The sequence below is a fragment of the Gammaproteobacteria bacterium genome (assembly GCA_030680605.1).
Lineage (GTDB): Bacteria > Pseudomonadota > Gammaproteobacteria > SURF-13 > SURF-13 > JAQBXX01.
This window is the reverse complement of record JAUXUQ010000002.1, coordinates 218,406-244,397: the sequence shown is the minus strand read 5'-3', so window position 1 is coordinate 244,397 and position 25,992 is coordinate 218,406. Positions and strand designations below refer to the sequence as shown.

General features: G+C 61.3%; 19 protein-coding genes, 1 tRNA gene and 1 pseudogene. 8 read left to right on the top strand and 13 right to left on the bottom strand.

Going from position 1 to position 25,992, the window contains the following annotated elements; all coding sequences use genetic code 11:
* Positions 1-3: 3 nt before the first annotated feature.
* The 4 genes from Q8L89_02665 to Q8L89_02650 all read left to right on the top strand — a co-directional run bounded on the left by Q8L89_02665 (position 4) and on the right by Q8L89_02650 (position 2,191).
* Positions 4-303: an integration host factor subunit alpha gene (locus tag Q8L89_02665; protein ID MDP1707957.1), complete on the top strand. Its 300-nt coding sequence runs from the start codon at positions 4-6 to the stop codon at positions 301-303.
* On the top strand, positions 284-688 hold the full coding sequence (locus Q8L89_02660; GenBank protein MDP1707956.1) for a MerR family transcriptional regulator: 405 nt from the start codon (positions 284-286) through the stop codon (positions 686-688). The genes Q8L89_02665 and Q8L89_02660 overlap by 20 nt, the downstream gene beginning before the upstream one ends.
* 248 nt (positions 689-936) lie before the next feature.
* Positions 937-1,013: transfer RNA gene (locus Q8L89_02655), tRNA-Pro, on the top strand.
* 296 nt (positions 1,014-1,309) lie between these two features.
* Positions 1,310-2,191 carry an HAD family hydrolase gene (locus Q8L89_02650; GenBank protein MDP1707955.1) on the top strand — a complete coding sequence of 294 codons (882 nt, stop codon included), beginning with the start codon at positions 1,310-1,312 and terminating at the stop codon, positions 2,189-2,191.
* 88 nt (positions 2,192-2,279) lie between these two features.
* Here the strand turns inward: Q8L89_02650 and tadA are convergent, their stop codons facing one another.
* From tadA to Q8L89_02615, 7 genes and pseudogenes are all read right to left on the bottom strand, one after another.
* On the bottom strand, positions 2,280-2,771 hold the full coding sequence (gene tadA / locus Q8L89_02645) for a tRNA adenosine(34) deaminase TadA (protein MDP1707954.1): 492 nt from the start codon (positions 2,769-2,771) through the stop codon (positions 2,280-2,282).
* A 99-nt stretch (positions 2,772-2,870) separates the two neighbouring features.
* Positions 2,871-3,890, bottom strand: coding sequence for an OmpA family protein (locus tag Q8L89_02640; protein MDP1707953.1), 1,020 nt, complete (start codon positions 3,888-3,890; stop codon positions 2,871-2,873).
* A 32-nt stretch (positions 3,891-3,922) separates the two neighbouring features.
* Entirely contained in the window at positions 3,923-4,744 is an 822-nt protein-coding gene (locus Q8L89_02635) for a MotA/TolQ/ExbB proton channel family protein (GenBank protein MDP1707952.1), read from the bottom strand.
* Between the two features lie 319 nt (positions 4,745-5,063).
* A pseudogene (locus Q8L89_02630) lies at positions 5,064-5,261 on the bottom strand (GMP synthase (glutamine-hydrolyzing)).
* Positions 5,234-5,485, bottom strand: a complete 252-nt coding sequence (locus Q8L89_02625; protein ID MDP1707951.1) for a hypothetical protein — start codon at positions 5,483-5,485, stop codon at positions 5,234-5,236. Before Q8L89_02625 ends, Q8L89_02630 begins: the two are co-directional and overlap by 28 nt.
* Before the next feature lie 297 nt (positions 5,486-5,782).
* Positions 5,783-6,538 carry a DUF502 domain-containing protein gene (locus Q8L89_02620; GenBank protein ID MDP1707950.1) on the bottom strand — a complete coding sequence of 252 codons (756 nt, stop codon included), beginning with the start codon at positions 6,536-6,538 and terminating at the stop codon, positions 5,783-5,785.
* Positions 6,525-6,920 carry a hypothetical protein gene (locus Q8L89_02615; GenBank protein ID MDP1707949.1) on the bottom strand — a complete coding sequence of 132 codons (396 nt, stop codon included), beginning with the start codon at positions 6,918-6,920 and terminating at the stop codon, positions 6,525-6,527. Before Q8L89_02615 ends, Q8L89_02620 begins: the two co-directional genes overlap by 14 nt.
* Positions 6,921-7,090: 170 nt before the next feature.
* Here Q8L89_02615 and Q8L89_02610 point away from each other — a divergent pair, with 170 nt between their 5' ends.
* Positions 7,091-7,300 carry a hypothetical protein gene (locus Q8L89_02610; GenBank protein MDP1707948.1) on the top strand — a complete coding sequence of 70 codons (210 nt, stop codon included), beginning with the start codon at positions 7,091-7,093 and terminating at the stop codon, positions 7,298-7,300.
* Positions 7,301-7,516: 216 nt separating this feature from the next.
* Here the strand turns inward: Q8L89_02610 and Q8L89_02605 are convergent, their stop codons facing one another.
* The 3 genes from Q8L89_02605 to guaB form a co-directional block, all read right to left on the bottom strand.
* Complete coding sequence (locus Q8L89_02605) at positions 7,517-16,048, bottom strand: glucoamylase family protein (protein ID MDP1707947.1); 8,532 nt, start codon at positions 16,046-16,048, stop codon at positions 7,517-7,519.
* A gap of 349 nt (positions 16,049-16,397) precedes the next feature.
* A complete protein-coding gene (gene guaA, locus Q8L89_02600; GenBank protein MDP1707946.1) occupies positions 16,398-17,972 on the bottom strand; it encodes a glutamine-hydrolyzing GMP synthase in 1,575 nt (524 codons plus the stop codon).
* Positions 17,973-18,056: 84 nt separating this feature from the next.
* Positions 18,057-19,526, bottom strand: coding sequence for an IMP dehydrogenase (gene guaB / locus Q8L89_02595; protein ID MDP1707945.1), 1,470 nt, complete (start codon positions 19,524-19,526; stop codon positions 18,057-18,059).
* Positions 19,527-19,602: 76 nt separating this feature from the next.
* Between guaB and xseA the strand changes: the two genes are divergently transcribed.
* The 3 genes from xseA (at position 19,603) to Q8L89_02580 (ending at position 22,672) form a co-directional block, all read left to right on the top strand.
* On the top strand, positions 19,603-20,958 hold the full coding sequence (gene xseA / locus Q8L89_02590) for an exodeoxyribonuclease VII large subunit (protein ID MDP1707944.1): 1,356 nt from the start codon (positions 19,603-19,605) through the stop codon (positions 20,956-20,958).
* Positions 20,951-21,802 (top strand): peptidoglycan DD-metalloendopeptidase family protein, encoded by an 852-nt coding sequence (locus tag Q8L89_02585; GenBank protein ID MDP1707943.1) that lies wholly within the window; start codon positions 20,951-20,953, stop codon positions 21,800-21,802. The genes xseA and Q8L89_02585 overlap by 8 nt, the downstream gene beginning before the upstream one ends.
* A gap of 93 nt (positions 21,803-21,895) precedes the next feature.
* Positions 21,896-22,672 carry a VacJ family lipoprotein gene (locus Q8L89_02580; protein ID MDP1707942.1) on the top strand — a complete coding sequence of 259 codons (777 nt, stop codon included), beginning with the start codon at positions 21,896-21,898 and terminating at the stop codon, positions 22,670-22,672.
* Here Q8L89_02580 and der read toward each other — a convergent pair whose 3' ends face one another.
* The 3 genes from der to Q8L89_02565 form a co-directional block, all read right to left on the bottom strand.
* Positions 22,673-24,013 carry a ribosome biogenesis GTPase Der gene (gene der / locus Q8L89_02575; GenBank protein MDP1707941.1) on the bottom strand — a complete coding sequence of 447 codons (1,341 nt, stop codon included), beginning with the start codon at positions 24,011-24,013 and terminating at the stop codon, positions 22,673-22,675.
* Between the two features lie 87 nt (positions 24,014-24,100).
* Positions 24,101-25,261 carry an outer membrane protein assembly factor BamB gene (gene bamB / locus Q8L89_02570; GenBank protein MDP1707940.1) on the bottom strand — a complete coding sequence of 387 codons (1,161 nt, stop codon included), beginning with the start codon at positions 25,259-25,261 and terminating at the stop codon, positions 24,101-24,103.
* A complete protein-coding gene (locus Q8L89_02565) occupies positions 25,258-25,914 on the bottom strand; it encodes a tetratricopeptide repeat protein (protein ID MDP1707939.1) in 657 nt (218 codons plus the stop codon). The genes bamB and Q8L89_02565 overlap by 4 nt, the downstream gene beginning before the upstream one ends.
* Positions 25,915-25,992: the final 78 nt, after the last annotated feature.

Genomic DNA, 25,992 nt, shown 5'->3' with positions numbered 1-25,992 from the left:
CAGATGGCCCTGACCAAGGTCGAAATGACCAACAAACTGTTTGAAGAGCTTGGGCTTAACAAGCGCGAAGCCAAGGAAATCGTCGAGATGTTCTTTGAGGAAATCCGCAGCGCGCTGGAGCAAGGCGACATGGTCAAGCTGTCCGGTTTTGGCAACTTCGTGCTGCGCAACAAAAACAGTCGGCCGGGGCGCAACCCCAAGACCGGCAAGGAAATCCCCATCACTGCCCGGCGCGTGGTTACCTTCCGCTCGGGGCAGAAACTGAAGGCGCGGGTCGAGGCCTATGCTCGAAGCAAGCCATAACAACGAGCTGCCGGTCATCCCCGGCAAGCGCTATTTCACCATCGGTGAAGTCAGCGAATTGTGCGCGGTCAAACCGCACGTGCTGCGTTACTGGGAGCAGGAGTTCCCGCAACTCAAGCCCATCAAACGCCGCGGCAACCGCCGTTACTACCAGCGCCATGACGTATTGCTTATCCGGCAGATACGCAGCCTGCTGTACGAACACGGCTTTACCATCGGCGGCGCCCGCCTGCGCCTGACCGGCAACAGCAACGACGCCCTCGATCTGGACCTGGGCCCCGGCCTTGGGCAACAGAAAGCAGCAAAGCCTCAAAACAAGCAGCTCCTGCTCCAGTTACGCACCGAGCTGGAAGACATCATGAAGCTGCTCGACACCCTGAAATAGCGCGACCTCATTCCGGCACGGCGCATTCTGCGGTATCATGTGCACCCCGGCATTTATTCCCGCCACAACTGGGCATCTCTAAAAATGATGGATTTTGCTTCAAGACAAGGCACAGCGCAGGCGAGCAGCGCAGCATACACGTCAGTATGTGGGCAGCGGAGACAAGCTGCAACGCAGTATTGAAGCAAAAGACGCATTTTGAGAGGTACCCAGCAGCAGTAACCTGCCTTGCAGCAGATCAATACACACGGGGCGTAGCGCAGCCTGGTAGCGCACCTGAATGGGGTTCAGGTGGTCGGAGGTTCAAATCCTCTCGCCCCGACCAAACATCTTTTCCCAACACCCTTTCTCAAGCACTAGCAAGACAAAACCCGCCACCCGAGCGCACAGTGGATAAACTGGGCGGCATCAAATCGCCCTACTCGGACGCCCACTACGAGCCCGAGGAGCTCTGGCAAATATGCAACAGGCCGGCGGACACTCAGCCAAAGCACAAATATGACCCGCAGGGCGCTTTGAAGGATTCATATGAAAAATACGTGTTGCAGCAGTGAGAACGATAAACCCACACACTGCCAGTTACCGGAATAAGCTATGCCGCATAATCTCACTGGAGGGAATATGTCAAAACAGAAAAAGTTTTTCCAGAACACAATCGCCATCATTTACGATTTCGACGGCACCCTCTCTCCCCAGCCCATGCAGGAATACACTGTCCTACCAAAGATCAATATAAAACCGGATAAGTTTTGGCAAGAAGTAGATCTCAAGTCTAGCGATACAGTATCAGAATCAATGCTAGTTTATATGCGACTTTTGTTAGAGAAGGCGGAAGATGCTGACATACACATCGGCCTGAATGACCTCAAGAAAATGGGAAGTGACATTAAGTATTTCCCTGGTGTCGATGAGTGGTTCAGCCGTGTCAACGATTTTGTAGCTACAGAAGGTAAAGGTCGAATAAAAATAAAGCACTACATCGTATCCGCCGGGCTTAAAGAAATAATCGATGGGACATCTATCAGAAAACACTTCTCAAGAGTATACGCTTCAGAATATCACTTCGATCATCATGATCGGGCCACCTTCCCTAAAATATTAATTACAGATACGACCAAGACTCAATACTTGTTTCGCATCAATAAAGGCAAGGAAAGCCTCGGAGAGAGCATCAACGAACATATGCCTGAAGGACTACGGCCAATCCCGTTTTCCAACATCATCTATATTGGAGATGGGATTACAGATGTACCAAGTATGGCTGTCACAAGAAGTAGCGGAGGTAACACGATAGCTGTATATAAAAAGAACTCTAAGAAAGGCCTGGCTGTGTGCAAGAAGCTACTAAAGGCCGGGCGTGTACACTTTATTGCAACAGCCGATTATCTTCCGGGAAGCAACTTGGATAAACGAGTAAAGATCCTACTTCGATCAGTTATCACCAATATTGAATATCAGAACGAGCTTTTCAATTGCCGGCGATCCAATAAGATGCTTGGATAAAAATCACATGGGAAAACAAGCAGAGATGTAGCGGAGTGCAGTCTGGGAGGCGACTTTAATTCCCGGATTGCGTTTATATTTTTCTTGGCTACGCTGACGAATTCTTACGCCTTGCCTCAAAAAAGCGCGACAAGATAGCACCACACTCCTCCGCCAACAGCCCACCCGCATGTTCAACGCGGTGATTGAGCCGGGTGGAATCCAGAATATTGAAGACACTGACAATGGCCCCGGCCTTGGGGTCGTGCGCGCCGAACACCAGCCGCTGGATGCGGGCGTGCACCATAGCGCCCGCGCACATCACGCACGGCTCCAGCGTGACGTAGAGCGTGGTGTCGCTCAGGCGGTAGTTGCCGAGCCTGGCTGCACCTGCACGCAGCGCCATGATCTCGGCGTGGGCGGTGGGGTCGTGCGCGGCGATGGGGCGGTTCCAGCCTTCGGCGATGAGTTCACCCTTCAGCACCAGCACTGCACCCACCGGCACCTCGCCCTCCTGCTGGGCGCGGTCGGCAAGCAGGAGGGCGTGCTGCATCCAGTCGCTGTCAGAAGCCGCCGGATTGCCGGATTTTATTGTGCTCATGCAGATGAATACCGTCAGCAGGCCTGTATGGCAGGCCATTTTCGCACCTAACCGTCAGCGTGTCATCGTGCGCTTACACGGGGTGTACCCACTCCGGCATCAAGCCGCAGCGGGTGCACTGGTGTCGGCGATTTCCTGCCCTTGCGGTAGTTGCAGAATCAACGACACGCGGCGATTGCGTGAACGACCTTCTACTGTGATGTTATCCGTGCGCGGGCGTGTGTCCGCATAACCAATGGCGCGTAACCGGCCGGCAGTGATGCCATGATCGATCAAATAGCGCGTGACATTGGTTGCCCGCGTGCTGGACAGCTCCCAGTTTGATGCAAAGCGTATATTTTCGATGGGGACGTTATCGGTATGCCCTTCGACCGATACCGCATAGGGCTGGTTTACAAGCAGCACCGCCAGTTCATTCAGCAGTTGTTGGCCGAACGGCTTCAGCGCAGCACTGCCCGGCTCGAACAGGATGTTATCGCTGATTTCCAGATTAATGCTGTTTTGATGCGTAGTCACTTCAATGCGATCGCCGAGCGCACTGGCCTGAATAGTTTCGAGAAAGCTGTTGCGGAGGGTTACCGTATCCGAGGTATCTGCTGGCTGCTCGACGGGACTGGCCTCTGCCAGGAGCAAGGGAGAGGTCTCTTTCAGCACGGCGATCTGCGAGTCTTCGGTCTGTAGCAGGGGCGCCTCAGGCTCTGCCTGTAGCGGTACCACCACCGGTTGCGATGCAACGTTCTCCGGCAGGGCGATATAGGATCGCTGCGCCACACCGATGCCTGCCATGGGCAGTGAAATCTGCTCGATGGAGGTGAGCAGCGGTTGTGCAGCAGGCAGCGCAGCGGGGTAGGCGTTGTGTGTCGGAATCTGGGTCTGCTCGCTCACCGGGCCTGACACCGATTCCATATGGGCATAGGCAAGCAGCAGGACAAACAGGGTAAGCAGCAAGGTCATGATGTCCATGTAGCTGATCATCCATACCTCATCCTCACCTGTCTGGTTCAGGCTGCCTTCTACCGAGGCAAAGACATCGTGTGCCGATTGCGTATCGGCATAACGCATTGGTGCACGTGACGATGGCGTGACAGCCCTCTGCGGTATGGGGGCAAGCTGATGCATTATGGTCACCTGAGTCATCTCAGCGACCGGCTTCAGGCAGCATTCACCAGGGCCAGCTTGGTGAGTTGATATGACGCGTCCTCATGATGCGAGTGGTAGGCATCCAAAGCCTCACGAATCAGCACCGGATGTTGCCGGTCATACAACAGCAAGATGCCTTCTTGCAGCATGTGCATGGCGACCAGGCGCTGCTGGGTGCGTCGCTCCATTTTGATGGCCAATGGCTTCAGCACCAGATTGGCGGCAAGCAGACCGTACAATGTGGCTGCCATGGCGAACGCCATGGTGGCACCAATCTCCTCCAGACCACTGTGGCCGAGCCCGGACAGCATATGCACCAGACCGAACAGGGTACCCAGCATGCCGAAGGCCGGGGCCAGGGTGGCCATCGTGCGCAGAATCTGGGCATCCGCCTGTTCGCGCACACGCAACCCTGTGATGCGCCACTGTAATACCTTGGTCAGATTCTGCAGCGGGTCCCTGTCGATGACCAGTTGTATCCCGCTACGTAAAAACGGGTTGCTGATATAGGCCAGTTCTTTTTCGGCGGCCCGGATATTGCCGTGCCGGTATCTTTCAGCGACCCGCAGCAATTGCTCGATCTCGTCCTCAACATTTGGATGGTCATCGGTAGCCAGTTCTGGCAGGCTGCGCAGCACCCGGATTACATCCCGAATCGGCCGACTCACCATGGTCGCGGCCAGTGTGCCGCCAATCACTACCAGCAGGCCGGGGATGTTGAAGAATGCGCCTATATGCTCCGGGGACAACAGCATCATGCCCAGCACCAGTACACCGCCGCCGAAAAGCCCGATGACGGTGGATTTTTTGATCTCTTGCAGCTTGATTCGCATGACACCACCCAAATATTTATTGTGAAATCCCGTTGCTTTAGAGACTTACGCAATTTTCATTCCCGATACCATCGCAAGACGGGGGTTTCATCTATCTCGTTGTTTTTATTGTCTGGCATGAGAGTGTTATTGGCGAAAACCCGGAACACGGCGCCCCTTCCCGAGCGCCCTGCGGCAAGAAGTTTCCGCAAGGTACACCTGCGCGCACCGTACAGCGGAAATTTCTACGAACTGTGGAGCAAGGCAGGAAGTGCAGGACAGCATCCGATGACGCACACGCCCAGGTCATTGTGGGTACATCCATCCCAGAGCTGGGTGATCACTCCCACTCTATTGTTGCGGGCGGCTTGCCGGAAATGTCATAGACCACGCGGCTGACGCCGGGCACTTCGTTGATGATGCGGGTGGAGATGGTGTCGAGCACGTCATAGGGCAGGTGCGCCCAGTGGGCAGTCATAAAGTCCACGGTCTCCACGGCGCGCAGGGCAATCACGTGGTCATAGCGCCGCGCGTCGCCGCCAGCAGGGCAACGACGAGATTTGCCAGCAGGAATACGGCGATCGGCCCTTCGAGTCCGGTCATGCTGCCTCCCTGAACATGCGTGCAATCACATCTTCGCAGCGCCTGCACCTCGGTGGAGATGGGCAGGCGCTCATCGAGGACATGCAGATGCAGGGTATCGCCAGCAAGATCAACGCTCAGCGTGCCAGGCATCAATCCCAGCGTATTGACCAGCAGCACGCGCGGTCCGCCGGGGGCAATTTAACCGGTAGCGCCAGCATACCCGGCTGCAATGCCTTCCGGCCACGCAGCGCCACCTGGGCGCCACCGGACACCGAGTTCCCGATAAAAAAAGCGAGGAAACGCACCAGCGCAACGATACGAATACGATGTTTTACAGGTGGCAGCAGGACGGCGCTGGTCGACGTGGCCGCCGCGATGGCGACGCTGCCCAATGGCCAGATGGTCGCCTCGTCCTTCCGAGAACGCCCACCAAAGCAGGGCGAACAGGCCACCGCGCAGGGAGTAGCGTGCGCGTCATGCCCCCGTCCCCGACGATGGGGCCGATCCGTCTGTCGCCGTCCCGCCAGCGCCGACTTTTCCGGTCGGCGCTCCACTGTCCGCCTGATAGCGCACGTGGTCGGGTGCATTCGCGCCGCCGGTCATTACAAAACTCATCGCTTCCTCCATGCTCCAGTCGGTTTGTACGACATCCGCCAGCGGCACGATCTCGATGTAGCCCGAGGTCGGGTTCGGCGAGGTCGGCACATAGACGGCGGCGAGCTCGCGCCCCGTGTCGGTGTCGTGCATGATCTTGGTGACGAAGCCCATGGCCTTCATCCCCGGCGTCGGAAAGCTGATCAAGACCACACGCTGTCCCGAGACCGGAGGCTTGCGCAAAGTGTGCAGGAAGCGCTTGGTGCCGTTGTAAATGGTTTGCACCAGTGGCAGGCGCGCCAGGAGCGATTCCATGGCACCGATGAGCTTCCGCCCGAGCACCACCGATGCCAGCAGGCCGATGCCATACAGCGCGCCCAGCGTGAGCAGAACAGCGACGAGTTTCTGGAAATCCGAATCGAGCAGCCAGTTCGCCAGCGTCACGGAAAACGGCATGACCATGCCGGCGGCAGTGCGCAGCAGCGGCGCGCCAATACTGGCGAGGATGCCGAGCAGAAAGTCGAACACCAACCAGGTCACCCACAAGGGCGCGACTGTGAAGAAGCCGATCAGGGTGGTGCGGACGACATGGCGTCCCTGCCCGGCCATGACGGATTCCGGCTCAGATCGATCCATCGCTGTCCTCCGCATTCAGCAGCGTTGCACTCTTTGGTCCGGATGGGGGCGACTTGCGCCCGGACATATTCTGGCGAGGCCTGCAGATACGTTGCGGCAAGCGTGCATCGATGAGTTCGAGGCCCACCGTATCCGTCTTGACATCCGCCAGGTCGCCCAAGCGCTCCGCCATCCCCAGGACGAAGAGCACATTGGCGTAGTTACCCAGCGCCACGCCGGGATCGCCCTTTTCCACCTTGTTCAGGGTCGTGCGACTGATGGAGGCGCGCTCGGCCATGACGGTCGTAGGAATACGCCGCCTGAGCCGGGCATCACGGATATCCTGTCCAAGCTTATGCACCGCCCGTCTCACCGAAATTGGCATCATCAAGTCCAGCTGCATTTTTCTCATGTCTCGTCCATCTTTATGGTCACTATGCGACATAGTGTATATAATAATGAACATTAAAACAATGCTCCTGGAGCATCCCCGTCGGAACATTAACCTTTATGTTCATTGTTCTGTGCGTTAAGCGGTTTAACGCTTAGAATCGTTAACATTTTCAGGCTATTGTGGATTCTGTAGTTCGTCGTTATATTACCGTACGTGATATTTCACGCGACTTAACGCATGAGCAGCGGCGCCTGACGCTGGAGACAGTCTCCGGGCTCGGCAACCTGAGTACGCGCTTTTTGTCCGAGTTCGAGCGCGGCAAGGTCCTGAAGGCGCTGCGTACCCTGGGTTTGGAGGTCGTCATCCAGCCGCGCGGGCGCAAGGTATAGAGGCCGACCGTTCCGGCAAGACCGGTGAGGTGGCCTCGTGAGCGATCCCGACACCCTCAGTATCTGGCACGAACCAGGAAGATTCCGGAACCATGCTGGCGGTTCCCTGGCACACAGGATGCTTTAGGACTCGCGAAAGAATAACTTTCTGCATTGGATCGCCCCTGAGCCTACGCCTCCGGTGCTACGGAATTGCTCTTTCGCGGGCCTTTATCTTTAGCCCAGCTTCACCTCGACGAAGTGCTCCCGGCGGTCGTCGACCAGCGGAATACGTGTGTCGGGACGTTCGGTGCCGTCCACGGTCACGCGGGCGCCCTGCGCCGATGGTTCGCCAACACGCTTGACCGTGATGTGGTAGACGGTGTCGCGATAGCGGTAGTGGATTTTGTAGGAATCCCAATCCGCAGGGACGCACGGCGCGATGCGCAGATGGTCCACTTCCAGTTGCAATCCCAGCAGGGTTTCCACGGTCAGCCGGTACATCCAGCCCGCCGCACCGGTGTACCAGGTCCAGCCGCCGCGGCCGGTGTGCGGCGACACGCCATAGATGTCCGCGCACATGACGTAGGGCTCGACCTTGTAGCGTTCGATGGCCTCGGGCGTGCTGCCGTGATGGACGGGGTTGAGCATGGCAAAGAATTCCCACGCGCGTTGCGTGTCGCCCAGCATGGCAAACGCCATCGTGGTCCAGATCGCGGCATGGGTATATTGGCCGCCGTTCTCGCGCACGCCGGGGATGTAGCCCTTGATGTAGCCGGGCTCGAGGTCTGATTTGTCGAAGGGTGGATCGAGCAACTGGATGATCTGCTTGTCGCGTCGCACCAGACGCTGGTCGACCGCCATCATCGCCTGGCGCGCGCGCTCCGGGTCACCGCCGCTGGAGATGACCGCCCAACTCTGGCTGATCGAATCGATCTGGCATTCGTCGTTGCTGGACGAGCCCAGCGGGGTGCCATCGTCGAACCAGGCGCGCCGGTACCAGGCGCCGTCCCAGGCATTTTTCTCGATGTTGCTGCGCAGCTGCGCCGCCTGTGCGCTGCACAGCTCGGCAAAGGCCGTGTCGCCCCGGCTACCCGCGAGGCTGGCGAATGACTCAAGGTTCTCATACAGAAACCACGCCAGCCACACGCTCTCGCCCTTCCCGTCTCGACCGACGAGATTCATGCCGTCGTTCCAGTCGCCGCAGCCCATCAGCGGCAAATGATGGATGCCGAAACGCAAGCCGTGCTTGATGGCGCGCACGCAGTGCTCATACAGGCTGGCCGCTTCGGGCGAGCGTTGCGGCTGGTCGTAGTAGGCCTCCTCTTCCGCATACAGCTCGCGGCCTTCCAGGAAATGGATGGACTCGTCGAGCACGCCGGTGTCGCCGGTCGCCCGCACATAACGACAGGTGGCATACGGTAACCACAGATAGTCGTCGGAGAAATGGGTGCGCACACCCTGCCCATTGGGCGGATGCCACCAGTGCTGTACGTCGCCCTTGAGGAACTGGCGCCCGGCGCAGCGGATCAACTGCTCGCGGGCGAGCCACGGCGTCGCATGGACCAGCGCCAGGGTGTCCTGCAATTGGTCGCGGAAACCGTAGGCGCCGCCGGACTGGTAATAGCCGCTGCGCCCCCACAGCCTGCACGATATCGTTTGATAAACCAGCCAGCCGTTGGCCAGCACGTTGAGCGCAGGGTCGGGCGTGTCCACGTTCACCGTCCCCAGGGTGTGGTTCCAGTGTTCCCACACCGCTTCCAGCGCCTGCCGCGCGCCCGCGCGCGCGCCGAAACGCTGGATGAACTGCCGCGCCTCGCCGGCGTCGCGGGCCGCGCCAAAGACAAAGACAATCTCGCGTTCCTGCCCTGCGGCCAGTTCGATGCGAGCCTGAATCGCGGCGCACGGATCGAGGTCGGCCCCGGTCCTGCCCGACAGGCGCTTGCGGCGCATCGCTGCCGGGCTGGCCAGCGAGCCGTTGCGGCCGATGAACTCGGTGCGGTTTCCGCTTACCGACCGCTCGCGCTCGCTGACGTGGGCAAACACCACCCGATTGGCGCATTCGCGGCCGTAGGCATTGCGGGCAAACAGCGAGCCAGTGTGCGGATCCGTTTCGGTGACGATGTGCATCAGATTGGCGTGTCGCCACTCGCCGAGCACCAGTTCCCAATACCCGGTCAACGACAGACTGCGCGCACGCTGCGACGGGTTGCGCAGCTTGACCACCACGAACTTCACCGCTGCGTCCATGGCAACGTAGGTGAACAGTTCCGAGGCGATGCCGGCCTCGTAATGTTCGAACACGCTGTAGCCGAAGCCGTGCCGGCACACATAACCGGAGCGGCCGCGGGCGGGCAGCGGCGTCGGCGACCAGAATGCACCTGTTTGCTCGTCGCGGATATAGAGCGCCTCGCCGCTACTGTCGGAGAGCGGATCATTGTGCCAGGGGGTCAACCGGAACTCGTGCGCGTTTTCCGCCCAAGTGTACGCACTGCCACTTTCACTGACGACCGTGCCGATGTGCGGGCTGGCGATCACGTTGGCCCACGGCGCCGGCGTGTTCTGGCCAGGTTCGAGGGTGATGACGTATTCGTGGCCATCGGGGGTGAAGCCGCCGAGGCCGTTGTTGAATATACGTTCGCGCGCGGCCAGGGGGTAAACCGGTTCGTCGACGATCGGCTGCGTGGGCTCCAGACGGTCCGACGCACGTTCTGCCGACACGCGGCGATCCACCTGCTCGATCAGGGTCTCGGCGGTATCGCTGAAGACGATGCGGGCGGCCGTCTGCAGCAGCACCCGCTCGTCCTCCGAAAGCTCCTCGGCGCGGCGCACGAAGATCCCGCCCGGCTTGTCGATCACCTGCGCTTCGGGCCCCGCGTTGATCAGCCCCATGATCAGGTCCTGCAGCGTCGCCCGGTAGCCCGAGAAATCCTCGTTCACGATCACCAGGTCGGCGGCCAGGCCCTTCATGCGCCAGTAGGCATGCGCTTGCAGCACCTGTTTGACCAGGTCGATGCGGTTGAGGTTGCCGATGCGCAGCTTGACGATCGGCAGATCGCCCGAGATGCCGAAGCGCCACAGCCCGGACTGCCCCAGCTGGTTGCGGGCAATGACGCTGGGCGCGGCGCGGCGCAGGGCATTGCCGTAGATCACGGAGTTGGCCAGGCGGCCATAGAGCTGCGCATCGGCTTCGGTGGCGTTGAGGTGGCGCAGCACCTCCTGGCTCTGGAACCAGGCCATCTCGAACGCGCGCTCGACGAAGTGGCGGTCGCAGTATTTCTCCAGCAGGGCCAGTGCGGCCTCGCGCGTGTCCGCGACCCCGGAGATGATCTGCACGCTCGCCGATTCGTCGGGCGACAGGGTCAGGGTGCGGCGGATCGCAACGATGGGATCGAGCACCGACCCCGCAGTGTTCGACAATGCCGACGGGCTGTCGCCGCTGTCGAGCACCAGCGGGTTGGCTGCGGTGCGGCCGCGTCCGATGAAGCGGGCGCGGTCGGTCTCGAAGGACGGTTCGTCCGTCGTGGCGCCCGGGGCGGCCAGCAGGTGGAACATCCACGGCACCTGCTCGCCCGGCGTGCGTGGACGCCGGGTGCAGAGGATCGCCTGCTGCCCGGGCAGGATTTCGGTCTGCACGAACAGATTGCTGAACGAGCGGTGCGCCAGGTCGGCATTCAACGGCGCCAGCACGACTTCCGCATAGCTCGTCACCTCGATGTGACGGGTGCGGGACGACTGGTTGGTGAGCGTGACCCGGCGGATCTCGACGTCGTCCTCGGGGGACACGCTGATCTCGGTGTGCGCTTCGATCGCGTGATCGCGCCGCCGGTATTCCGCGCGCGCCTGCACGAAGATCGCTTCGTAGTGATCGGCACGGCGCAGGGTCGGTAAATGCGCAGCCGACCAATACTTTCCGTTGGCGCGGTCGCGCAGATAAATGAAGGTGCCCCAGCCATCGGCGGTGGCATCCTCGCGCCAGCGGGTGACGGCGAGGTCGCGCCAGCGGCTGTAACTGCCGCCGGCATGGGTCGCCATGACATGGTAGCGGCCGTTCGACAGCAGGTGAACTTCAGGGATCGGCGTGTTCGGGTCGGTAAACACGCGCATGATCGAACCGATGTCCGCGCTGGGGGGGCGGGCGGCGGCGCTGACTTCGGCCGCGTGTGGATGCAGGGTGGCGCCCTTCTTCGGCACTCGCTCCTGCAGCAGCAATTCGGTCGCCCGCGCGAACGGGTCGGACATGAAGCGGCGCTGCATCGGCTGGTCGAGCAGGACATGCGCAAAGGCCAGGAGGCTCATGCCCTGATGGTGCGCCATGAACGTGCGCACGATGGCGTATGGCTTGCCGCGTGGCACCCGCGTGGGCGTGTAATCGACTGCTTCGTAGAAGCCGTAGGCGCCGAGGAATCCTTGATCGGCCAGCGTCTGCAGGTTGCGGCACGCTTCCCGCGGCATCACCGTCAGGGCCAGTGCACTGGCGTAGGGCGCGATGACCAGGTCGTCGCCCAGACCGCGCTTGAAGCCGAGCCCAGGCACCCCGAAGGCCCGGTATTGATAGACCTGGTTGACGTCGGTGGCGTTGTAGCAGGACTCGGAAATCCCCCACGGCACTTCGCGCTGCCGGCCGTATTCGATCTGGCGCGACACCGCGGCCTTGCAAGTCTGCTCCAGCAGGGTGTTCGCGTAGCTCGGCATGATCAGCTGCGGCATCAGGTACTCGAACATCGAGCCACTCCACGAAATCAGACTCACGTCGCCGCCATGACTGGTCAGCAAGCGGCCGAGCGAGAACCAGTGCTTCTGCGGCACCTGTCCCTGCGCGATGAGCAGAAAACTGGCCAGACGCGCTTCCGATGCCAGCAGGTCGTAGCAGGTTGGATCACGGCGCCGTTCGCCCACGTCGTAGCCGATGGCCAGCAGGCCGCACGCGGTGTCATAGAGAAATTCAAAATCCATCATGGCCAGTGCGCGGCAACGAGTGATCAGATCATCGATGAGGTCGAGTTGCGTCCGCGCACCCGTGCCGACTGCACCTGTGCCAGCCAGTTCCATCCGTGTCGGGATGGCGCTGCCCTGCCACGGCGCGGCCACCAGAAATCCAAGTTCATCGCGAAGCGCACGGAATTGCCGGTCGAATGCCCGCGCCCAGTAAACCAGTTCGCCATCGATATCCGCCGGCAGCCATGCAGCCAGCTCTCCGCCGGTGCGGTGAATCTCGTTCAGCGCGCTGGCGGCGGCCAGCGTCTGCGGCGGGCCCTCCAGCGTGAGTGCACGCAGGGTGTCCTGCAGCAGGACGATTTTTTTCGCCAGTTCGGGGGCGGATGAGGCAGGCAACTGTTCGGCCAGCACCTGCAGGGTATCCTGCAGTCCCTGGAGCGCGTTGGCTGACAACACCGGCTGATGCTTCATTTCGGCCAGTCCCGCCTGCAGGGTGAGGAGACAGCCAGCCAGGTTGCCGCTGTCCACCGACGAGACGTATTGCGGATGCAGCGGTTGCAGCGTGCGGGTGTCGTACCAGTTGTAAAGGTGGCCGCGGTAGCATTCCAGCTTTTCCATCGAGGCCAGTGTGTTGTCGAGGCGCTGCAGGCATTCCCCAACCGTGAGATAGCCGAAATCGACGGCGGCCAGGTCGGCCAGCAGAGACATGCCGATGTTGGTGGGCGAGGTGCGTGAGGCGATAGCCGGCGCCGGATATTCCTGGAAGTTGTCGGGCGGCAGCCAGTTGTCATCCGCGCTGACGAAATCCGCGAAGTAGCGCCAGGTGCGTCGGGCCGATGTCCGCAGGAACGCCCGTTGATCGGCGCTCAGGTCCGGGGCGGGGGGCACCAGCGGCCGGCTGATCCACCAGCCGATGACGGGCGACACCAGCCACAGCAACAGGATGGGCGCAGCGGCAAGCCACGCTGCCGGTTGGCCCCCCCCCATTGCCAGCGCCACGCCCAGCACCAACGCAAGAACCGGCGCGATCCACATCTCGCGGAGAAAACCGGCCAGCGACCGGCGTGCGTTACGGCGTGCGTAGGACGGTAACTGCCACAGCAACAAGCCGCGTCGCGTGAACAGCATCCGCACCCCCGAGCGCAGGATCGCCCCCAGGCAGATCAGCGTGTCGTAGGGCAAGAAAGCGAGGGTCAGCAAGGCGAGCATGAGCGGGCGGCCCGCGGCTTTACCGGTCAGGCTCAGGTGCACCAGCCAGTCGCGTCCTTCAGGCTTGCGAATAAGTTCGATCATACTGGACAGCAGGGGAGGCAGGCATGCCACCGCCACCAGCAGCAGAGTCCACAACCACCCGGGTCCCGGGCCCAGCAGCCATCCGCCTGCGAGCAAGGCAAGCAGCGCCGGCGCCACCAGGCTGCGCCGCAGGTTGTCGAAAAGCTTCCACCGCGCCAATGCCGAGAGCGGGTTGGCCTGCCGCTTTCCCTTCGATCCATTCGGGCCGGGCGGCCCCGGCACCCGCGGCAGCAGCCACCCGGCCAACTGCCAGTCGCCGCGTATCCAGCGGTGGCGCCGGCTGGACTCGATGGCGATACTGGCCGGGTGCTCTTCGATGAGATCGACATCGGTCACCAGCGCCGAACGCGCATAGCCGCTTTCGAGCAAATCGTGGCTGAGGATGAGATTCTCCGGAAAGCGTCCGTCGACGGCCTGACGAAACGCATCGACGTCGTAGATGCCCTTGCCAATGAACGAGCCTTCCCCGAACACATCCTGGTAGACATCCGACACTTCTCGCGTGTAGGGATCGATACCCGCGTCGCCCGCGAACAGTTTGGTAAAGCGCGACTGGCCTGCACTGGTCAGGCTGATCGAGGCACGCGGTTGCAGGATCGCGTAGCCTTCGACAATGCGGCCCTTTGCGGCATCGTAGACCGGCCGGTTGAGCGGATGCGCCAGGTTGCCGACCAGGGTGCGTGCCGCGTCGCGCGGCAGTTGGGTGTCGGTATCGAGGGTGATGGCGTAGCGGATCGAAGCAAGGATGGATGGATCGCCGACGATATCCGAGAAGGCCGTGTGCGCCTCGCCCCGGAGCCGGGCATTGAACTGCTCAAGCTTGCCGCGCTTGCGTTCGTAGCCCATCCATACCCGCTCGAAGGGATTCCAAAGCCGTGGCCGGTGAAACAGATAGAAGACGCACGGGCGGTCGTCGCGGTAGCTTTCGTTGAGCACCTGCACCGCGGCGCGTGCGTGGGCGAGCAAGGCCGTGTCGTCCGGCAGCGTTTGCGCGGGCGCGTCGCGGAAATCCGTCAGCAGGGCAAAGAACAGATTGGGATCGCGATTGCCGAGATAACGGATCTCCATCGCTTCGAGCAGATCATCGACGTCCTGTAGTTTTGTCAGCAGGGTGGGAACGATCACCATGGTGCGATGGCTGTCCGGAATCCCTTTGGAAAAATCCATGCGCGGCAGGGCGCGCGGCGGCATGACGAGCGTGACCAGCAGGTTCACCAGCGGCATGGCCAGCGCCGAGGCGGCGATCAGGAGCGGCAGCGCCAAAAGCCACAGCCGTTCGTCATGCACGTCGAATCCGCCCAGCGCGGACAGCACAATTGCAACGGCAAGCGCCGTGAGCAGCAGGATGGGGCCGAGGTAGAGGAACAGGCGGAGGTGCCGCCCCGCGCGACTTATGCGGGATTTGCACGGTAGCCGGCAGCCGACCGCGCGCTCCAGCTGCGGGCGGCCCCGATCGATCAGGTAGTAGCCGACATGCGCGCTGCGGTCATGGATGCCCTGTTGCGCGGCAGCCGCCTGCGCGAGAACAATGGCTTCGCGCGCCACCGCCATTTCGCCGCATGTGCTGCGTCGCGCCACGTCTTCGATGACATGCCGGTAGCGGTCGCGGGTGGCGAAATCCTGGCTGGCGTAGCGTTCCATCGGGTCTTCGCGCAAGGTCTGTTCGACGACGCTGAGCGACTCGACATACTGCTTCCAGTCCATGGCGCCGATGAAGCGCAGACTGCCGATGCTGTTGGCGATGGAGATCTGGTTGGCCGCGGCCGTGCGGCCAGCCGCCTCCGACAACTCGGTTGCGGTCACCCCCTGCTCGAGCAGCTTGTGCTCGACCCAGGTTTGCACGAAGGCCATGGCGGGCCCCTGCGCCTGCAGCCGGTCGTAAAACTCCTCCACAAACGGCGCGGTCAGCGGCACGTCGGCATTGGCAAACTCGGCCAGCAGCTGGATCAACTGTTTCGGTTCGCTTTCGGCCGCGGCGAGCATGCGGTCCGCCCAGGTGATGGCGGCGTCGCGCTCTTCGCGCCGCTGGGCGATGCGCACGCCGACGCGGCGCAGGTTTTCCAGCAGCGCCAGCTGCAGCATGATGGGGAAGGCCCACAATTCGCCCAGCTTCAGGGGCTCGACGGTCTGGTAGGCGGCGATGAACTGGGTGGCATTGTCGCTGTCGACGCGGCCGTCCATGTGGGAAATCAGCTCCAGCGCCAGGTCGTAGATGCGCGGGAAACCGGCCGACGGGCCATCGGCCAGTCGCGGCAACTGGCGGCTGTACCCGCGCGGCAGATGCCGACGCGCCAGACTGATCTGCTGCTCGATCAGGTAGAAGTTGTCGAGCAGCCAGGCTTCTGCCGGCACGATCCGTTGCCCCTGCGTGGCGGCGGCGGTGACAACGTCATACGCCGCCAGCAGAACCCGCGCATTGTCCGCCAGCCGTGGCAACAACCTGTCCGGCCCCGGACGCGGATCGACTCGATGCTGGTCCGCCAGCGTGACCGCGTGACGCTTCAGTTGCTCGATACTGAACAGCTCCGAGCGCAGCAACTCGGTATCCCGGTCGTGACGCAGCGCATTGCGTGTGTGCGCCGAAAATCCGAACTCTTTGATGGCTATGACATGCTCCTTGTTCGAACTTTGGATGGTCAACGCAGCCCCGGCCTTATGACCGGTATTTGCCGAAAACGCATCCCACGTGCTTGCGGACCCTCAGCCTTTATCGGCTGATTCTGTCACAATTTATTGTATGCTGTTTTGGCAGGAATTGCGGTCGTCAAGGTGGAAATGAACAGTGGCGTATCGTCCCCGGTGGCCAGACCTGTGCATTCAAAGACACCGAAATTGCGAGCGAGAGAAATAGACCGAACAGCCATCCACCGCCACGGCCAGAGGCCCCTCACTCCCACTCTATTGTTGCGGGCGGCTTGCCGGAAATGTCATAGACCACGCGGCTGACGCCGGGCACTTCGTTGATGATGCGGGTGGAGATGGTGTCGAGCACGTCATAGGGCAGGTGCGCCCAGTGGGCAGTCATGAAATCCACCGTTTCCACGGCGCGCAGGGCAATCACGTGGTCATAGCGCCGCGCGTCGCCCATCACGCCCACCGATTTCACCGGCAGGAACACCGCAAAGGCCTGACTCACCTTGTCGTACAGCGCGTGCCTGTGCAGTTCTTCCATGAGGATGGCGTCCGCCTTGCGCAGGGTGTCGGCATAGGTCTTTTGCACCTCGCCCAGAATGCGCACGCCGAGGCCGGGGCCGGGGAATGGGTGGCGGTAGACCATTTCATACGGCAGCCCCAGCTCCAGGCCGAGCCGACGTACTTCGTCCTTGAACAGTTCGCGCAACGGCTCGACCAGTTGCAACTTCATCTTTTCCGGCAGGCCGCCGACGTTGTGGTGTGACTTGATGACATGCGCCTTGCCCGATTTGGCGGCGGCCGATTCAATCACATCGGGGTAGATGGTGCCCTGCGCCAGCCATTGAATGTTGCGCAGCTTGGCGGCTTCTTCATCAAACACGTCGATAAACAGGCGGCCGATGTGTTTGCGCTTGTCTTCCGGGTCGGCCACCCCCTTCAGCGCAGCGAGAAAACGTTCCTCGGCATCTACCCGCAATACCTTGATGCCCATGTGTTTGGCAAAGGTCGCCATCACCTGATCGCCTTCATGCAGGCGCAGCAGACCGTTGTCCACGAATACACAGGTGAGCTGATCGCCGATGGCCTTATGCAACAGCGCGGCCACTACGGAGGAATCCACACCGCCGGACAACCCCAACAGCACTTCGCTATCACCTACCTGCTGGCGCACCTGCGCGATGCTGTCTTCGATGATGTTGTGCGCGGTCCACAGTGCGGCACAGCCACAGATGTCCAGCGCAAAGCGCTGGAGGATGCGCGCGCCCTGGCGTGTGTGGGTAACCTCGGGATGGAATTGCAGGCCGTAAAAATGACGCGCCTCGTCGGCCATGCCTGCGAGCGGCGCGGACGGCGTACTTGCCATGGCCTTGAAACCCTCCGGCAGCCGTGACACGCGGTCGCCGTGACTCATCCACACATCGAGCAGGCCGTGGCCTTCCGCATTGGTGCGGTCTTCGATATCGCGCAGCAGTTCGGTATGACCGCGTGCGCGTACCTCGGCGTAACCAAACTCGCGCTGCTCGGAACTCTCGACCTCGCCCCCCAGCTGTGCCGCCATGGTCTGCATACCGTAGCAGATGCCGAGCACCGGCACACCGAGGGTAAACACCGCCTGCGGGGCGCGCGGGGTACCGGCCAGCGTCACCGACTCCGGCCCGCCGGAGAGAATCACGCCTCTGGGGGCAAAGGCGCGCAGCGCGTCGTCGCTGATGTCCCACGGGTGTATCTCGCAATAGACGCCGAACTCACGCACGCGGCGGGCGATAAGTTGGGTGTATTGCGACCCGAAGTCGAGGATGAGGATGCGGTCGGCGTGAATGTTAATCATAAAAAAACAGTGGCGAGTAGCCTAGTGGCGAGTAGCGAGTAAAGACCTTTGTTTTTCATGGCTACTCGTCACTCGTTACTGTATTTAATCTATCCTGTAATTCGGCGCTTCCTTGGTGATGGTTACATCGTGCACATGGCTCTCGCGCATGCCCGCTGTGCTGACGCGCACGAAGTGCGGCTTGGTGCGCAGGGCATCGATGGTGCGGCAACCGGTATAGCCCATGCTGGCGCGCAACCCGCCCATGAGCTGGTGCACGATGGCGTGCATGCTGCCTTTGTAGGGCACACGGCCTTCGATGCCTTCCGGCACCAGTTTTTCGGCCTGCCCGATGTCGTCCTGAAAGTAACGCTCGCTGGCGCCGCGCCCCTGCGTCATGGCGCCGAGCGAACCCATGCCGCGGTAGGATTTATAGGAACGACCCTGATACAACTCGACCTCGCCCGGCGCCTCTTCGGTGCCCGCGAACAGGCTGCCAATCATGACCGAGTACGCGCCTGCGGCCAGCGCCTTGGCCAGATCGCCCGAGTAACGTATACCGCCATCGGAAATCAGCGGCACACCACTGGACGCCAGCGCCTTGGCGACATCCATGACCGCGCTCATCTGCGGCACACCCACACCGGTGACGATGCGCGTGGTGCAGATCGAGCCCGGGCCGATGCCGACCTTGATGCCGTCAGCACCCGCCTCGACCAGCGCCAGTGCCGCCGCGCCGGTGGCGACGTTGCCGCCGATGATTTGCAGGTCGCGGTAGGCCTTGCGCAACTGGCGCACGCGGTCGATGACAAACTGCGAGTGGCCGTGCGCAGTGTCCACCACGATCACGTCCACACCAGCCTCCACCAGCGCAGCGACGCGCTCATCGGTCTCCGCGCCGGTGCCGACGGCGGCACCGACCCGCAAGCGCCCCTGTGAGTCCTTGCAGGCGTAGGGATTTTCCTTGGCCTTCTGGATGTCCTTGAAGGTGATCAGGCCGCGCAACTGAAATTTGTCGTTCACCACCAGCACCTTCTCAATGCGGTGCTGGTGCAGCAGTTGCACCACTTCTTCACGCTCGGCGCCTTCGCGCACCGTGACCAGTCGTTCCTTGGGCGTCATGATGCTGGAGACGGGCGCGTCACTCTGTGGCTCGAAGCGCAAGTCGCGCCCGGTGACGATACCTACCAGCTTCGTGCCTTCCACGATTGGCACGCCGGAGATGTTGTTGGCGCGGGTGATGGCGAGCACCTCGCCGATGCTGGTATCAGGCGACACACAGACCGGGTCCTTGATGACGCCACTCTCAAATTTCTTGACCAGACGCACCTGTCGCGCCTGCTCTTCGATGCTCATGTTTTTGTGTACGATGCCGATGCCGCCTTCCTGTGCCATGCTGATGGCAAGTCGGGCCTCGGTAACGCTGTCCATGGCGGCAGACAGCAGGGGGATATGGAGCTTGATTTCGCGCGTGAGCCAGCTGCCGAGCTCGGCCTGCTTGGGCAAGAGATTAGAATGCGCCGGCACCAGCAGCACATCATCAAAGGTCAGACCTTGCTCGGCTACTACGCGCATGGCAGGGTTCCAGATAAAACCAAGCGGCTAATTATAGGGCAAATCGCATTGATTGAGCTATGATTCACGCTATATTATGAGCCTCCCGACCCCCGAAACCGTCCTGCAACGTGATGTCTACAGTGTTTCCCGCCTGAACCGGGAGGCCTGTGAGCTGCTGGAAGGCACTTTCCCGCTGATCTGGGTGGAGGGGGAGATTTCCAACCTCGCCCGCCCCAGCTCCGGGCACCTCTATTTCGCACTCAAGGACGCGGCGGCACAGGTGCGTTGCGCGCTGTTCCGCAACCGCACGCGGCTGCCGTTCACGCCCGAAAACGGCATGCAGGTACTGGCACGGGTGAACGTGAGCCTGTACGAGCAGCGGGGTGAATATCAGCTCATCGTCGAGCACCTGGAACAGGCCGGGGACGGCGCCCTGCTGCGCGCCTTCGAGCAGCTCAAACAACGCCTCGCGGCGGCAGGGCTGTTCGACCCGGCGCATAAACAATCGCTGCCTGCCCTGCCACAGCGCATCGGTGTCATCACCTCGCCCACCGGCGCCGCCGTGCGCGACATCCTCACCACGTTACGCCGCCGCTTCCCTGCCCTGCCGGTGCTGATTTATCCGGTGCCGGTGCAAGGCGCAGTTGCGGCAGAGAAAATCGCGGCCGCTATCCGCCTCGCCGACCAACGCCGCGACTGCGATGTACTGATTGTGGCACGCGGCGGCGGTTCACTCGAAGACTTGTGGGCCTTCAATGAAGAGGTGGTGGCGCACGCCATTCATGCCTGCGGTATCCCCGTCGTCACCGGCATCGGCCATGAGATTGACCTCACCATTGCCGACCTGGTTGCCGACCAGCGCGCACCTACCCCCACCGCAGCGGCGGAACTGGTCAGCCCCGAGACAGGGGTATGGCGGCAGACGCTCGCACGCTTGCAGGCGCGGCTGACGTTCCTGCTGCGCACCCAAATCACTCAGTCACAACAATCGCTGCGCTTTCTGCAGCAACGCCTGCAGCACCCCGGCCAGCGCCTGCGCGAACGCGCGCAACAGCTCGATGGCCTGGAGCAACGCCTGCACCGCGCCCGGTCAGCACTGCTACAGCAGCACAGGCGGCGCATCGCGGAGTTGCAACTGCGGCTCCAGCACCAGACCCCGCGCTACCGCCTACAGCGCTTGCGTGTCCTGCATGACACACTGACACTGCGGCTGGGCTCGGCCATGCGATATCAATTGGGGCAGCAGCGCGCGCGCCTTACCACCCTCACCCGTGCACTGGAGGGCGTCAGCCCACTCGCGACGCTGGCGCGTGGCTATGCCATTGTGCAGCGACTGCCGCAGCATGCACTGCTGCGCTCGGCGCATGACGTCAGTCCCGGAGACCGCATCGAGGCCCGGCTGGGTACGGGCCGCCTGCTCTGTCATGTTGAGAAAACCTTAGATGAATAGGCTGTTACGGGTCGTACTGCTCATCCTGCCGCTGCCTGCACTGGGATTGCCGCAGGCCGAGCCGGTGCCGGGTGGCATCGCCATTCTCCCGCTGGCAGCAGGCAGCAGTGATCGCGCACCGCAGGTGAGCTTCAATGGCGTGCGGGTGCTGGTCGTGCGCGAGGGCGGTCAGTGGCAGGCGGTGGTGGGTCTTCCGCTCGACACCCCGGCCGGTGAGTACAGCGTACGCGTGCAACAGGGCAGCAAGGCGCAAACACTCCCCTTCCAGGTGCGCGACAAGGCTTACGCCACCCAGCATCTCACACTCAAGGACAAACGCAAGGTAGAACCGACAGCGGAAGACTTGGTGCGCATCCAGCATGAAACAGCCGAGATCAAGGCCGCACTGGCCCACTGGAGCGAGGCCGCCTCCGTCGAGACCACCTTCACCCTGCCCGTCGATGGCCGCAGCAGCAGTTCCTTCGGCCTGCGTCGCTACTTCAACGGCCAGCCGCGCAAACCCCACAGCGGGCTCGACATCGCCGCCACGCAAGGCACGCCGGTGGCCGCCCCGGCAGCAGGCACGGTAATCAGTACCGGCGACTACTTCTTTAACGGCAATACGGTGTTTATTGACCACGGCCAGGGACTGGTGACCATGTACTGCCACCTCTTGCGCATCGATGTCCAACCCGGCCAGCAACTCGGCCATGGCGAAGCCCTGGGCACGGTAGGCATGTCCGGGCGCGCCACCGGCCCCCACCTGCACTGGGGGGTGAGCCTGAACCAGGCCATGGTCGACCCAGCCCTGTTTCTGGCCCCAACCACCCCTCACCCTTCGGCCCCGGCTGCCGATATTGAATAGCGGGCGATTTATGTCATAATCGTGCTGTGCTGGGGAGCGTTACCTTCCTGTGGCCATGAAAAAACATCAAATAATAGTTTAAAGATAAGGCACATGAATCCTATACACCTTGCCAAGCTGACACCCTGTCTGGGGCTTGCAGTCGCCTTCACGCTGCTCTCCGGTTGCGCCGTCAACCAGCACACGGATGACAAAAATGACCCGCTAGAGGGCTTCAACCGGGCGATGTACGGCTTTAACGAGACGGTCGACAAGGCCCTGATCAAGCCTCTCGCCGTGGGCTATGAGACTGCCATACCACAGCCAGCGCGTACCGGCGTGGGCAATTTCTTCAACAATCTTGCCTACCCCATCGTCATCATCAACTCATTCCTGCAAGGCAAGTTTGAGCAAGGCGCTGAAGATCTACAACGCTTTATCTATAACTCGACCTTCGGACTGGCTGGCCTGATCGACATCGCCACCCCCATGGGCCTCGAGGCAAATAACGAGGACTTTGGCCAGACGTTCGGCTATTGGGGTTTTGGCAGAGGCTACTACCTGGTGTTGCCATTCTTTGGCCCCAGCACGGTGCGTGACGGCATAGGGCTGTATGTGGATGCACAGTTCGATCTACTCCAGCACCACTCTGATGTCGCCGAGCGCAACCAGCTATGGGCGATCAAGATCATCGACCGACGTGCGCGCTTCCTGGGTGCAGAACGCGTGCTGGAAGCAGCCGCACTTGACCCCTATGTTTTCACGCGCGAGGCCTATTTGCAGCGACGTGACAGTCTGATTCGCGATGGCGTAGCAGCGCCCCGCGAGGAAGACGACGATGACGATGAGGAGGCCTTCGATCCCGGCGCCAAGCACCTGATCGCGCCGTAGTCAGCCGCGCGGCTTGCTCGCGTAGGGGTTGTCCCCGCTCCGGAACTCCACCCTCAGGGGCGTCCCCACCAGCTTGAGTGCACTGCGGAAGCTGTTCACCAGATAACGTTTGTATGATTCAGGAACCGATATAATACGGTTGCCGTGAATCACAATCACCGGCGGATTGTGCCCCCCCTGATGCGCATAACGCAGCTTGATACTGCGGCCCTGCACCAGTGGCGGCTGATGAGCGGCCAGCGCCTTTTCCAGCAGGCGTGTCAGCTCCCCGGTTTCCAGCTTGCGCATGGCCGAGGCATAGGCCTTGTCTACCGAAGTGAATAATTCCGCCACCCGTGTACCGCGCAGTGCCGAGATGAAATGCGTACGGGCAAAATCCACAAATGACAGTCTACGCTCAAACTCCTGCTTGATCCGCGCGCGCTGATCCGCATCCGCGCCATCCCACTTGTTTACGGCGATCACCAGCGCTCGCCCCGACTCCAGCACCAACCCCAGCAACGACGCATCCAGCTCCGTGACACCTTCCGTAGCATCAAGCATCAGGATAATCACATTGGCATCATCAATGGCACGCAGTGTCTTGATCACGCTCAGCTTCTCGATACCTTCGCCCACCCGGCTCTTTCTGCGCACACCCGCCGTGTCGATAAGCGTGTAGTGTGTGCCCTTGCGTTCAAAGGGAATATAGATGCTGTCGCGTGTAGTGCCGGGCGCATCAAACGCCAGCACACGCTCTTCACCCAACAGGCGATTGATCAGGGTCGATTTCCCTGCATTGGGACGACCCACCACCGCAAGCCGGATACTTTTGGGGGTCTCGGGGTCTGGTACCTGGTTCTCCTCCGGCGGAAAATCTGCCAGCACCCCCAGCATCAGCTCTTCCACGCCGCTACCGTGCGCGGCGGAAATAACATGCGGCTCACCCCAGCCCAGGGCATGGAAATCGGCTGCCACCACGGCGGGTTCGCGGCCCTCGCCCTTGTTCACCACCAGAACCACCGGCTTGCCTGCACGCCGCAGACGTTTAGCTATGCGTGCATCCTCGTCTGTCAGCCCCGCACGTCCATCCACAATCAGCAGCGTTACATCCGACTCCTCGACCGCAACCCAGGTCTGCTCTGCCGCCAGCGCCTCGATACCTGCCTGATCCGAGCCAAGGCCTCCGGTATCCACCACAAAAAACGGGCGACCGCCATCCACGCTGCCGTCGCCGTAAATACGATCACGCGTGAGGCCGGGCATGTCTGCCACCAGCGCGCTACGCGTGCGGGTCAGGCGATTAAACAATGTGGACTTGCCGACATTGGGCCGGCCTACGAGTGCGACGACAGGTTTCATGTTTAAGGCAGTGGTGAGTAGCGAGTGGCGAGGGTCAAGAAACCAGAGCCGATCAATTGTATTCTTCTACTGGCCACTCGCCACCCGCTACTTTCTGGAAATACGCAGTGCTGCAAGAACTCCGCCCCTGCCATTCACGTAGAGCAGGTCACCTGCCACCGTAGGCGACGTGATGATGCCAGCCTTATCGATGCGCACACGCGCCACAAACCCGCCGTCAGTCCGCGTCATCCAGTGCAGGTAACCTTCAAAATCACCCGTCACCACGTAGTCGTTGTATACAGCAGGCGCCGTAACTGCGCGGGCACGCAGTTTGTCCTGCTTCCAGAGCGCACGCCCGTCGCGCCGATCCAGGCTGAAAATCTGTCCCTTGTCATCGGTGACATACACGGCGTGCTCGTCCACCGACAACCCGGCATACGATGACATAGCACGCGTCCACATCAGTCTTCCGGATTCAATATCCAGCGCGGCAATGCGGCCTTGATAGCTCGACACATAGACTGTTTGATCAATCACACGCGGTTCGGCGCTGATATCCACCAGCCGCTCCAGCTCTGAACGGCCGCGCGGCTCCGCAATCACGGTCTCCCACAACACCCTGCCGTCACTGATCGACAGCGCAACCAGCCGACCGCTGGCAAACCCACCCAGCACCTTGTCGGCGACAATGACCGGCGCGCTGGTACTGCGCAATGTAAGCGCGGGTACAGTACTGTCATGTGCCCACAGGCGCTTACCCTCGCGCACATCGAGCCCCAGCAGCTTACCGTCTACCGTACGCACCACAACAACTCCGTGTGCTGCTGTTGGCGCAGAGAGGACTTCACTCGGTACACGCGCACGCCAGCGCAGCTCGCCATTGCCTTCCTCCAGCGCCAGCACTTCGCCGTCACTGGTGCCCACGAACACTGCCCCATCGCCACTGCCGGGGCCACCGGAAACCGGCGCCTTGCTCTCCATGCTCCACAGTGCGCGCCCGGTCAACGCATCATAAGCACTGATGCGCCCCTTGCGGTCTGCAACGAACACCTTGCCGTTGGCAACGTTAGGGGTCAGTTTGAAATACTCGTCGTCGCTGCCCGAGCCGACGCGTGCCGACCAGACCGTCTGCACCTGGACACTGTTCTGTAAAACCGTCAGGGGTGCGGCTGGCTCGGCATTGTCTTTGCCGCGCATGAAATCATTAACAGCGCCGCAGCCGCTGACAGCGATCGCGAAGAGGGCTATTGCAACAGTACGTATCATGGCTGAACTGGGGCCTGGCTATCCACCGCACCCAGATCATCCAGTTTCATCTGGATTAGAGCGGCTTGCTCGCTGTTTGCAGGCATTGCCTGCCGCGCCTTTTGGTAGGCGCTACGTGACTGCTCCATCTGCTTGAGAGCAAGGTAAATGTCCCCCAACACAGCATCATAGTCGGCGCGATAGCCCCCAGCATCGGCATTGTGTATAAGCTTGAGCGCAGCTTCGGCATCGTCCTGATCCAGCATCACACGCGCAAGGCGTAATCGCGCCAGCTGCTCCACTGCGGGTTCACTCGCATGCGCCAGCGCCCATTCCAATTGTTGGCGTGCTGCCGTATTGTCGCCATTATCGAGTGCAATCCTGGCGCTGACCAGCGCGGCAAACACGGCGTAAGGTGTGCCGCCATATTCGCGCATGATCCGTTCGCTACGCTCCAGGGCTTCTTGCGCTGCACCGCGCCTGACATCACCCATCAACTGTTCGTACTCCGCAGATGCCTGTATGGCCTGATTGTTGTGATAGTCACGCCAGGCCCAGACAGCAAATGCCACACCGAGCCCGAGAACTACCCCGCCGACAACGGCAACGGTATTCTCACGCCACCATTTTTTCAGCGCCTCAACCTGTTCTTGCTCACTTTGATACGTTTCCATGCAGAAAATCCTGTCTCGCTCAGGAGCACCAAGGTAAAACTACATAACTTACAACACAATATTCAAGTATATACCTTA

Coding starts and splice junctions, on each gene's coding strand:
- der (MDP1707941.1), bottom strand. CDS start 24,013: ATGAAACCTGTCGTCGCACTCGTAGGCCGGCCCAATGTCGGCAAGTCC.
- guaB (MDP1707945.1), bottom strand. CDS start 19,526: ATGCGCGTAGTAGCCGAGCAAGGTCTGACCTTTGATGATGTGCTGCTG.
- xseA (MDP1707944.1), top strand. CDS start 19,603: ATGAGCCTCCCGACCCCCGAAACCGTCCTGCAACGTGATGTCTACAGT.
- Q8L89_02580 (MDP1707942.1), top strand. CDS start 21,896: ATGAATCCTATACACCTTGCCAAGCTGACACCCTGTCTGGGGCTTGCA.
- bamB (MDP1707940.1), bottom strand. CDS start 25,261: ATGATACGTACTGTTGCAATAGCCCTCTTCGCGATCGCTGTCAGCGGC.
- Q8L89_02665 (MDP1707957.1), top strand. CDS start 4: ATGGCCCTGACCAAGGTCGAAATGACCAACAAACTGTTTGAAGAGCTT.
- Q8L89_02635 (MDP1707952.1), bottom strand. CDS start 4,744: ATGCGAATCAAGCTGCAAGAGATCAAAAAATCCACCGTCATCGGGCTT.
- Q8L89_02620 (MDP1707950.1), bottom strand. CDS start 6,538: ATGGATCGATCTGAGCCGGAATCCGTCATGGCCGGGCAGGGACGCCAT.
- Q8L89_02640 (MDP1707953.1), bottom strand. CDS start 3,890: ATGCATCAGCTTGCCCCCATACCGCAGAGGGCTGTCACGCCATCGTCA.
- Q8L89_02585 (MDP1707943.1), top strand. CDS start 20,951: ATGAATAGGCTGTTACGGGTCGTACTGCTCATCCTGCCGCTGCCTGCA.
- Q8L89_02650 (MDP1707955.1), top strand. CDS start 1,310: ATGTCAAAACAGAAAAAGTTTTTCCAGAACACAATCGCCATCATTTAC.
- Q8L89_02660 (MDP1707956.1), top strand. CDS start 284: ATGCTCGAAGCAAGCCATAACAACGAGCTGCCGGTCATCCCCGGCAAG.
- tadA (MDP1707954.1), bottom strand. CDS start 2,771: ATGAGCACAATAAAATCCGGCAATCCGGCGGCTTCTGACAGCGACTGG.
- Q8L89_02565 (MDP1707939.1), bottom strand. CDS start 25,914: ATGGAAACGTATCAAAGTGAGCAAGAACAGGTTGAGGCGCTGAAAAAA.
- Q8L89_02615 (MDP1707949.1), bottom strand. CDS start 6,920: ATGCAGCTGGACTTGATGATGCCAATTTCGGTGAGACGGGCGGTGCAT.
- guaA (MDP1707946.1), bottom strand. CDS start 17,972: ATGATTAACATTCACGCCGACCGCATCCTCATCCTCGACTTCGGGTCG.